The sequence below is a fragment of the Citrobacter sp. genome, from assembly GCF_050252275.1.
Taxonomy (GTDB): Bacteria; Pseudomonadota; Gammaproteobacteria; order Enterobacterales; family Enterobacteriaceae; genus Citrobacter_A; species Citrobacter_A amalonaticus.
Window position 1 is genome coordinate 1 of the sequence record NZ_JBFWLF010000169.1, and the last position, 10,036, is coordinate 10,036.

The following is a 10,036-nucleotide window of genomic DNA, read 5'->3' on the forward strand; positions in this document are numbered from 1 at the left end:
GTCGTCACCGTTCACAAGGTCAGGAAGAAGCGGAAAAACTGCGCGCGACAGCCGACTATGAAGTGACCAAAACGCTGGCGGAAGCTGAGCGTCAGGGGCGTATCATGCGCGGTGAAGGGGATGCAGAAGCGGCGAAGCTGTTTGCCGATGCGTTCAGCCAGGACCCTGACTTCTACGCCTTTATTCGTAGCCTGCGCGCTTACGAGAAGAGCTTCGAAGGCAATCAGGATGTCATGGTCATGAGCCCGGACAGCGATTTCTTCCGCTACATGAAGACACCGAATACCGCAACGCGATAATATCGTCGCAACGGTTTTAGGTTAGACGCATAAAACCACCGGCATCTTCAGGGATGCGGTGGTTTTCTTTTTATAAAGGACGTCCGATGAACTCAACAATCTGGCTCGCGCTTGCGCTGGTGTTAGTGCTTGAAGGTTTAGGTCCGATGCTTTACCCGCGAGCATGGAAGAAGATGATTTCTGCCATGACGCAGTTGCCTGAAAATACTTTACGTCGTTTTGGTGGTGGACTTGTGGTTGCGGGCATTGTGGTCTACTACATGTTGAGGAAAACGATTGGCTGATCAAAAAACGTGCGAATTTAGCTAATTTTTGCATGCAAAAAGTGCTGTATATCTGAAAAAGCGATGGTAGAATCCATTTTTAAGCAAACGGTGATTTTGAAAAATGGGTAACAACGTCGTCGTACTGGGCACCCAATGGGGTGACGAAGGTAAAGGAAAGATCGTCGATCTTCTGACTGAACGGGCTAAATATGTTGTACGCTACCAGGGCGGTCACAACGCAGGCCATACTCTCGTAATCAACGGTGAAAAAACCGTCCTCCATCTTATTCCATCAGGTATTCTCCGCGAGAACGTCATCAGCATCATCGGTAACGGTGTTGTGCTGTCTCCGGCTGCGCTGATGAAAGAGATGAAAGGACTGGAAGATCGTGGTGTTCCTGTTCGCGAGCGTCTGCTGTTGTCTGAAGCATGCCCGCTGATTCTGGACTACCACGTTGCGCTGGATAACGCGCGTGAGAAAGCACGTGGCGCGAAAGCGATCGGGACTACCGGTCGTGGTATCGGGCCGGCTTACGAAGACAAAGTCGCCCGTCGCGGTCTGCGCGTTGGCGATCTGTTCGACAAAGCCACCTTCGCTGAAAAACTGAAAGAAGTGATGGAATATCACAACTTCCAGCTGGTTAACTTCTACAAAGTTGACGCGGTTGACTACCAGAAAGTGCTGGATGATGTGATGGCGATTGCCGACATCCTGACCTCGATGGTTGTTGATGTGTCCGATCTGCTGGACCAGGCGCGCAAGCGTGGCGATTTCGTCATGTTCGAAGGCGCGCAGGGTACGCTGCTGGATATTGACCACGGTACTTATCCGTACGTAACGTCCTCTAACACCACTGCGGGTGGCGTGGCAACAGGTTCTGGCCTGGGTCCGCGTTATGTGGATTACGTGCTGGGTATCATCAAAGCTTACTCCACGCGTGTGGGTGCGGGTCCGTTCCCGACTGAGCTGTTTGATGACATCGGTGAGTTCCTGTGCAAACAGGGTAACGAATACGGTGCTACCACGGGGCGTCGTCGTCGTACTGGCTGGCTGGACTCCGTTGCTGTGCGTCGTGCAGTACAGATCAACTCCCTGTCGGGCTTCTGCCTGACCAAACTGGACGTACTGGACGGTTTGAAAGAGGTGAAAATCTGTGTCGCTTATCGTATGCCGGATGGCCGTGAAGTGACCACAACACCGCTGGCGGCTGACGATTGGGAAGGTATCGAGCCGATTTACGAAACCATGCCAGGCTGGTCTGAGTCCACCTTCGGCGTGAAAGAGCGTAGCGGTTTGCCACAGGCAGCGCTGAACTACATTAAGCGTATCGAAGAACTGACCGGTGTGCCGATTGATATTATTTCGACTGGCCCGGATCGTACTGAGACCATGATTCTGCGTGACCCGTTCGACGCATAATTTGGGTTCGTGGCGCAGTGCCTGATGGTGCTGCGCTTATCAGGCCTACAAAGTGTAGTTAGCCGGACAAGATGCCAGGCGTCGTCATCCGGCTTAATCGTGCGTTAAATCCTCGCTTTTTTCCTTCCGAACTGAAATAAATTAGCGGCCTGGCTAGTGGCTGGTTTATCATCAATATAAATAAGATGTATCCCGATTCCCCCTTTTCCCTGAGGTTGATGTGCAGTTAACGAGTTTCACCGATTACGGACTACGAGCGCTAATCTATATGGCATCACTCCCGGAAGGTCGCATGACCAGTATTTCGGAAGTGACAGACGTCTATGGCGTTTCCCGTAATCATATGGTCAAAATAATCAATCAACTTAGTCGGGCGGGCTTTGTAACTGCTATTCGGGGAAAAAATGGCGGGATCCGTTTAGGCAAAGCCGCGAATACCATTCGAATTGGCGATGTCGTGCGCGAACTCGAACCGCTGTCGCTGGTGAATTGTAGCAGTGAGTTTTGCCATATCACCCCTGCCTGTCGACTCAAACAGGCGCTTTCTAAGGCCGTGCAAAGTTTTCTAACGGAGCTGGATAACTACACGCTGGCCGATTTGGTTGAAGAGAATCAACCGCTTTATAAATTATTGCTGGTGGAATAGTGAAGTCCAAAGCATTTCGCGTCGTATCGCGGCGGCAACTGAGTGACAAATTCGTCAGGAACGAATTTGAACAGCCGCAGGCTGGCCTTCGGTGAGAGACAGGGATGTCTCTCATAAATCCCCAAGAGCTTACAAAAGTAAGCGACTGGGGAGAGCAAAGGCAGCCAACAAAGAGACGGCGTGAAAGACGACGGAATTCCACCGGAGCTGACAATGGAGGAACCTCAATGTCACAAGATCCTTTCCAGGAACGCGAAGCTGAAAAGTACGAAAATCCTATCCCAAGCCGGGAATTTATCCTCGAACATTTAACTAAACGCGAAAAACCGGCCAGCCGCGATGAGCTGGCTGTGGAACTGAACATAAAAGGCGAAGAGCAGCAGGAAGCCCTGCGTCGCCGCCTGCGCGCGATGGAGCGTGACGGACAACTGGTCTTCACCCGTCGGCAGTGTTATGCGCTGCCGGAACGCCTCGATCTGCTGAAAGGTACCGTTATTGGCCACCGTGATGGCTACGGCTTTCTGCGCGTCGAAGGGCGTAAAGACGATTTGTATCTCTCCAGCGAGCAGATGAAAACCTGCATTCATGGCGATCAGGTATTGGCGCAACCGCTGGGCGCGGATCGTAAAGGCCGCCGTGAAGCGCGTATTGTGCGCGTTCTGGTGCCAAAAACCAGCCAGATTGTCGGTCGTTACTTTACTGAAGCGGGCGTGGGTTTTGTGGTTCCTGACGACAGCCGTCTGAGCTTCGATATTCTGATCCCGCCTGAAGATATCATGGGCGCGCGCATGGGCTTTGTGGTGGTGGTTGAACTCACCCAGCGCCCGACCCGCCGCACCAAAGCGGTAGGGAAAATCGTCGAAGTGCTGGGCGACAACATGGGAACCGGTATGGCCGTCGATATGGCGCTGCGAACCCATGAAATCCCGTATATCTGGCCAGCCGCCGTTGAGAAACAAGTTGCCGGTCTGAAAGAAGAGGTGCCTGAAGAGGCAAAAGTCGGGCGTGTGGATTTACGCGATTTGCCGCTGGTCACCATCGACGGCGAAGATGCCCGCGACTTTGACGATGCGGTCTATTGCGAGAAGAAACGCGGTGGCGGCTGGCGTTTGTGGGTGGCGATTGCTGACGTGAGCTATTACGTGCGTCCGCCGACGCCGCTGGATCAGGAAGCGCGTAATCGCGGGACGTCCGTGTACTTCCCGTCGCAGGTGGTACCGATGCTACCGGAAGTGCTCTCCAACGGCCTGTGCTCACTGAACCCGCAGGTTGACCGCCTGTGCATGGTCTGCGAAATGACCATCTCTACCAAAGGCCGTCTGACGGGATATAAATTCTACGAAGCGGTGATGAGCTCACATGCGCGTCTGACCTACACCAAGGTCTGGCACATGTTGCAGGGCGATCAGGAGTTGCGCGAGCAGTATGCGCCGCTGGTTAAGCATATCGAAGAGCTACACAACCTCTACAAAGTGTTGGATAAAGCCCGTGAAGAGCGCGGCGGCATCTCGTTTGAGAGTGAAGAAGCGAAGTTCATTTTCAACGCGGAACGCCGTATTGAGCGAATTGAGCAGACCCAGCGTAACGATGCGCACAAGCTGATCGAAGAGTGCATGATTCTGGCGAACATCTCGGCAGCGCGTTTCGTTGAGAAAGCCCAGGAGCCTGCGCTGTTCCGTATACACGACAAACCGACGACTGAGGCGATCACTTCCTTCCGTTCTGTTCTGGCGGAGCTGGGGCTGGAACTGCCTGGCGGTAATAAGCCGGAGCCGCGCGATTACGCGGAATTGCTGGAATCGGTTGCCGATCGCCCTGACGCCGAAATGCTGCAAACGATGCTGCTGCGTTCGATGAAGCAGGCGATTTACGATCCGGAAAACCGCGGTCACTTTGGTCTGGCGTTGCAGTCGTATGCTCACTTTACCTCGCCGATCCGTCGTTACCCGGATCTCTCCCTGCACCGCGCCATTAAGTATCTGTTGGCGAAAGAGCAGGGCCATAAAGGTAACACCACCGAAACGGGTGGCTACCATTATTCGATGGAAGAGATGCTGCAACTGGGTCAGCACTGTTCGATGGCTGAGCGCCGTGCGGATGAAGCAACCCGTGACGTCGCTGACTGGCTGAAGTGCGACTTCATGCTGGATCAGGTCGGCAATGTCTTTAAAGGCGTGATTGCCAGCGTCACCGGCTTTGGCTTCTTTGTGCGTCTGGACGAACTGTTCATCGATGGCCTGGTCCACGTTTCTTCGCTCGACAACGACTACTACCGTTTTGACCAGGTTGGGCAGCGCCTGACAGGTGAATCCAGCGGTCAGACTTATCGTCTGGGCGACCGCGTGGAAGTGAAAGTCGAAGCCGTGAATATGGATGAGCGCAAGATTGATTTCAGCCTGATCTCCAGCGAGCGTGCGCCGCGTAACGAAGGTAAAACGGCGCGTGAAAGAGCGAAGAAAGGCGATGCGGGTAAAAAAACCGGCCGCCGTCGTCAGGTCGGTAAAAAAGCCAATTTCGAGCCTGACAGCGCTTTCCGTGGCGAGAAGAAACAAAAACCAAAGGCGGCGAAGAAAGAGGCCAGAAAAGCGAAAAAGCCTTCTGAGAAAACGCAAAAAATAGCGGCGGCGACAAAAGCAAAGCGTGCCGCTAAAAAGAAAACGGCACAGTAAGCCGGACAGTGTAAGCCGGGGAAGCATTGCGTCACCCGGCATGATTAACTATTAACGAGTGATTTCATGAGTGAAATGATTTACGGCATCCATGCGGTGCAGGCCCTGCTGGAGCGCGCTCCTGAACGTTTTCAGGATGTCTTTATTCTCAAAGGCCGTGAAGATAAACGCCTGCTGCCGCTGATCCATGCTCTGGAAGCACAGGGCGTGGTCATCCAACTGGCAAACCGTCAGTTTCTGGATGAGAAAAGCGAAGGAGCCGTCCATCAGGGCATTATCGCTCGCGTGAAGCCAGGTCGTCAGTATCAGGAAAACGATCTACCGGATCTGATTGCTTCGCTGGATCAACCGTTCCTGCTGATCCTTGATGGCGTGACCGATCCGCATAACCTCGGTGCCTGTCTGCGTAGCGCCGATGCCGCTGGCGTTAATGCGGTGATCGTGCCGAAAGATCGTTCTGCGCAGTTGAATGCCACGGCGAAGAAAGTCGCCTGCGGTGCAGCGGAAAGCGTGCCGTTGATTCGGGTGACCAACCTGGCGCGTACCATGCGTATGTTGCAGGAAGAGAATATCTGGATTGTCGGCACGGCGGGTGAAGCTGACCATACTCTCTATCAGAGCAAAATGACCGGCCGTATGGCGCTGGTGATGGGGGCGGAAGGTGAGGGGATGCGTCGCCTGACGCGTGAACATTGCGATGAGCTGATCAGCATTCCAATGGCCGGAAGCGTCTCTTCGCTCAACGTTTCTGTCGCGACAGGCATCTGTCTGTTCGAGGCTGTGCGGCAGCGCAGCTAATAGACGATTTCTGAAGCCATCCAGCAGGATGGCTTTTTTGTGCCCTCCTTTCCAGGCATTCTCCCCTCAGACTGACCATACTTATTGAGATGCCATTGAAGGAGGGAAACACAATGCACTGGCAAACTCACACCGTTTTTAATCAGCCGTTACCCCTGAATAACAGCAATCTGTTCCTGTCTGATGGCGCGCTCTGCGAGGCCGTAGCGCGTGAGGGGGCAGGCTGGGACAGCGAACTTCTCGCCAGTATCGGTCAACAACTTGGCACTGCGGAATCGCTGGAACTGGGACGGCTGGCGAATGCCTGGCCGCCAGAATTACTACGTTACGATCCCCAGGGGCAGCGTCTGGACGACGTTCGCTTCCATCCCGCGTGGCATCTGTTGATGCAGGGACTGTGTGCCAACCGTATCCACAATCTGCCCTGGGCGGAGGCGGCGCGAGACGGATCGTTTGTCGCCCGGGCAGCCCGCTTTGTCCTGCATGCGCAGGTGGAGGCCGGCACGTTATGCCCCATCACCATGACTTTTGCCGCGACACCGCTATTGCAGCAAATGTTGCCCGCCGTATTCGCCGACTGGCAAACGCCGCTACACAGCGATCGCTATGATTCGCATCTTGCGCCGGGGGGCCAAAAACGTGGCCTGTTGATCGGCATGGGGATGACGGAAAAACAGGGCGGTTCTGATGTGTTGAGCAACACCACCCGTGCCGAGCGTCTGGCGGATGGGGCGTACCGGCTGGTGGGGCATAAATGGTTTTTCTCTGTGCCGCAAAGTGATGCCCATCTGGTGCTGGCACAGGCAAAAGGTGGACTCTCCTGTTTCTTCGTCCCGCGCTTTTTACCTGACGGCCAGCGCAATGCGATCCGCCTTGAACGGCTGAAAGACAAGCTGGGGAATCGTTCCAATGCCAGCGCGGAAGTCGAGTTTCAAGATGCCATCGGCTGGCTTCTTGGTGATGAGGGAGAGGGCGTTCGTCATATCCTGAAGATGGGTGGTCTGACGCGTTTTGACTGTGCGCTCGGCAGTCACGGACTGATGCGCCGCGCCTTCTCGGTGGCGATTTACCACGCGCACCAGCGTCAGGTGTCCGGCAAGCCGCTGATTGAGCAACCGATGATGCGTCAGGTGCTTAGTCGTATGGCGCTCCAGTTGGAAGGACAAACCGCATTATTGTTTCGTCTGGCCCATGCCTGGGATCGGCGTAGCGATGCCAAAGAGCGACTCTGGGCGCGTCTGTTCACGCCTGCGGCAAAATTTGCTGTTTGTAAATGCGGCATTCCGTTCGTGGCGGAGGCAATGGAAGTGCTTGGCGGCGTAGGGTATTGCGAAGAGAGCGAACTGCCGCGACTGTACCGGGAAATGCCGGTCAATAGTATCTGGGAGGGATCCGGTAACGTCATGTGTCTCGACGTCTTGCGGGTTATCAACAAGCAAGCCGGGGTCGATGAGATGCTGAGTGAGGCATTCTCTGAGGTCAGGGGGCAGGACAGGCATTTTGATCGCGCGGTACGCCAGCTTTTGCCGCGATTGCGCAAACCTTCCGAAGAACTGGGTCGTGAGATCACCCAGCAGATTTTCCTGTTGGGATGCGGAATGGAAATGTTACGGCACGCATCACCGCCTGTTGCCCAGGCCTGGTGTCAGATGATGCTGGATACGCGCGGCGGAATGCGGTTATCAGAACGGGTACAGGACGCGTTGCTGCTGCGGGCGACGGGGGGATTGCGCTGATACGTTGCCGGATGCGTTTACGCCATCCGGCAATCTGTTATGCGTAGAGTATGGCTTGTACGCGCCAGTTATCGGGCTGCTGCTCTTCATACATCTGAATAATGCGATACCACGATGCGCCTTGTTCATCGGCTTTTAACGCGACAATACGCTCCACATCCTGTGGGTTTCCGGAAATATTACTGACAGAGATCAGGCCAATTTCATTGAGGCCAGTCACGCAATCCGCACTCGCGAATTCAGCAGACTGCGCCGTCGTACTCACCAGTCCGGCAGTTAACAGCAGTGAGGATAAGGCAAGAGATTGTTTCATCGTCAGCTCCATTTTACGTTTCCCCGCAATGCGCAGGGCATTCCATCGCCGAAATAAACGTCCAGCCTCCTGCTGTCGGTTTATTGTGCACAGGTAAACGTATAGAGGCGTAAAGCTACGTGAAATTGGCTTAAATTCCATCAATGATTATTTACGATATAAGACGGCCTGTGAGTACCACTGACCCGTCACGATAGTTTCATCAACCATGACAATAACGTAATAATCGGCTTTCGCTGCGGCGGCTTTCGCTCTGACTTCATCAACTGCATCATCCGGAGAGCCTCTGACCAGAGAGGTCACGGTTCCCATTCGCTGCAACCCTTGTGTCTGGTCGCGACGAATTTCCTGCGGATGATCGGCGACAGGCGGTGCTGGCTGTGGCGTTCCCTGAAGAATGCTACATCCACTTAACAGCATCACCAACATCAAAGAGGTAAACCGACGCATCACTCTATCTCGTTTCCTGATAGCCATAGTGTAGTGCCTTATTAATTTCCCTTTGGGGGAATGTTCCCAAAATGTTACCTTCCGCGCGATTTTCGAATGAAAATGTCGTGAAAGCGTAATCCAGTTCTCAACATTATGAATCGTTGTTGAATACGTCACCTTGTTTAATAATGTGACCTATAGCATACCCGCGCCAAAAGAGGTGCAAATGATTGAAATTGAAACATGTCAACTGGCGGAACATCATCTGCTTCACGCCTTTCCTTCGGGGCAACGCAGTACACCTTTGCCGTGTATTGTTTTCTACCACGGGTTTACCTCTTCCAGCCTGGTCTACAGCTATTTTGCCGTGGCGCTGGCGCAGGCCGGATTTCGGGTCATTATGCCAGACGCCGCCGGGCATGGGGCGCGTTTCAATGGTGACGAACAGGCGAGAATGGGCCACTTCTGGCAGATTTTGCAGCAGAGCATGCAGGAGTTTACGGCGTTACGTGCGGCACTGCGTGCAGAAAACTGGCTGCTGGAGGAACGTCTTGCGGTTGGCGGCGCATCGATGGGGGCAATGACTGCGCTGGGGATCATGACTCAGCATCCGGAGGTCAAATGTGTCGCCAGCCTGATGGGCTCGGGTTATTTCACCCGTCTGGCGCGAACGCTGTTTCCCCCTTGCGCCCTGGACACGCCCGCCCGACAGGAAGATTTTGCCCGCATCATCGCCCCGCTGGCGAAGTGGGACGTGTCGCAGCAACTTGACCGACTGGCCGACAGACCGTTGCTGTTGTGGCATGGACAGGAGGATGATGTGGTTCCGGCGGCAGAAAGTTTCCGTTTACAGCAGGCGATGATTCAGGCCGGCCTGGACCACAATCTGACCTGTCAGTGGCAAGCAGGCGTACGCCATCGCATTACGCCCGAAGCCCTGGCCGCAACGGTGTCGTTTTTCCGTCAGCATCTTTGATGCCAGGCGCTAGCTAGCCATACATCATCATGCAAAAAAAGCCCCCTGAACAGGGGGCAAGTCAAACTATGGCTTTCTTTTCGTTGGACTTTCCTGGTGCTAGCGATAAATATCTGCGCTGGCGCGGATGTTGCCGTTACTACCGGGTTCCCGCATCAGGATCGCGTGGTAGTACGTTGCGTCTTGCGCGTCGGTCTCTTCATTCAGTGCCCTTTTCGCATCACTTTCAGTGGCGAAGTTATGGTTGATGTAAATGACGCCTAAGCTCTGCACATCATCCATGTTTCGGGCTTGCTGGTGGTCTATTTCAATGGCGGCGAGCGTATTTGCACTGAGTAACAGTCCCGCCAGAAGGGTGACAAAACGGATTCGCATACCTACCTCCTCGACAGCTGACTCTGATTAGCGATTTCTCCTGTAAGTCGATAACGTCTGATTTAATTTTAATCGCTACTTTGTTGGTCGATAGCGACCATTTCTG

11 protein-coding genes are annotated in these 10,036 nt (G+C 54.1%); 8 read left to right on the forward strand and 3 right to left on the reverse strand.

All coding sequences use genetic code 11. The annotated features are described in order from the left end of the window. The 7 genes from hflC to AB7E14_RS14735 all read left to right on the forward strand — a co-directional run. The coding region (gene hflC, locus AB7E14_RS14705; RefSeq protein ID WP_428169630.1) for a protease modulator HflC at positions 1 to 299 on the forward strand (299 nt) is incomplete at its 5' end. An 86-nt stretch (positions 300 to 385) separates the two neighbouring features. Further along, positions 386 to 583, forward strand: a complete 198-nt coding sequence (locus tag AB7E14_RS14710) for a DUF2065 domain-containing protein (RefSeq protein ID WP_042321436.1) — start codon at positions 386 to 388, stop codon at positions 581 to 583. Between the two features lie 103 nt (positions 584 to 686). Next, a complete protein-coding gene (purA, locus tag AB7E14_RS14715; protein ID WP_042321439.1) occupies positions 687 to 1,985 on the forward strand; it encodes an adenylosuccinate synthase in 1,299 nt (432 codons plus the stop codon). Positions 1,986 to 2,205: 220 nt separating this feature from the next. Continuing rightward, on the forward strand, positions 2,206 to 2,631 hold the full coding sequence (gene nsrR, locus AB7E14_RS14720) for a nitric oxide-sensing transcriptional repressor NsrR (RefSeq protein WP_042321442.1): 426 nt from the start codon (positions 2,206 to 2,208) through the stop codon (positions 2,629 to 2,631). Positions 2,632 to 2,858: 227 nt separating this feature from the next. Further along, positions 2,859 to 5,300, forward strand: coding sequence for a ribonuclease R (rnr, locus tag AB7E14_RS14725; RefSeq protein WP_044257223.1), 2,442 nt, complete (start codon positions 2,859 to 2,861; stop codon positions 5,298 to 5,300). 66 nt (positions 5,301 to 5,366) lie between these two features. Then, on the forward strand, positions 5,367 to 6,098 hold the full coding sequence (gene rlmB, locus AB7E14_RS14730; protein ID WP_042321448.1) for a 23S rRNA (guanosine(2251)-2'-O)-methyltransferase RlmB: 732 nt from the start codon (positions 5,367 to 5,369) through the stop codon (positions 6,096 to 6,098). A gap of 113 nt (positions 6,099 to 6,211) precedes the next feature. Further along, complete coding sequence (locus AB7E14_RS14735; RefSeq protein WP_316962120.1) at positions 6,212 to 7,834, forward strand: isovaleryl-CoA dehydrogenase; 1,623 nt, start codon at positions 6,212 to 6,214, stop codon at positions 7,832 to 7,834. A gap of 37 nt (positions 7,835 to 7,871) precedes the next feature. Here AB7E14_RS14735 and yjfN read toward each other — a convergent pair whose 3' ends face one another. Both yjfN and bsmA read right to left on the reverse strand, forming a co-directional pair. Further along, positions 7,872 to 8,147: a DUF1471 family protease activator YjfN gene (yjfN, locus tag AB7E14_RS14740; protein ID WP_072140690.1), complete on the reverse strand. Its 276-nt coding sequence runs from the start codon at positions 8,145 to 8,147 to the stop codon at positions 7,872 to 7,874. A 147-nt stretch (positions 8,148 to 8,294) separates the two neighbouring features. Next, positions 8,295 to 8,624, reverse strand: a complete 330-nt coding sequence (gene bsmA / locus AB7E14_RS14745; protein ID WP_042999188.1) for a biofilm peroxide resistance protein BsmA — start codon at positions 8,622 to 8,624, stop codon at positions 8,295 to 8,297. Between the two features lie 181 nt (positions 8,625 to 8,805). Between bsmA and yjfP the strand changes: the two genes are divergently transcribed. Continuing rightward, complete coding sequence (yjfP, locus tag AB7E14_RS14750; RefSeq protein ID WP_130097398.1) at positions 8,806 to 9,555, forward strand: esterase; 750 nt, start codon at positions 8,806 to 8,808, stop codon at positions 9,553 to 9,555. 99 nt (positions 9,556 to 9,654) lie between these two features. Here yjfP and yjfY read toward each other — a convergent pair whose 3' ends face one another. Continuing rightward, on the reverse strand, positions 9,655 to 9,930 hold the full coding sequence (gene yjfY, locus AB7E14_RS14755; protein WP_216082091.1) for a DUF1471 family protein YjfY: 276 nt from the start codon (positions 9,928 to 9,930) through the stop codon (positions 9,655 to 9,657). Between the last annotated feature and the right edge of the window lie 106 nt (positions 9,931 to 10,036).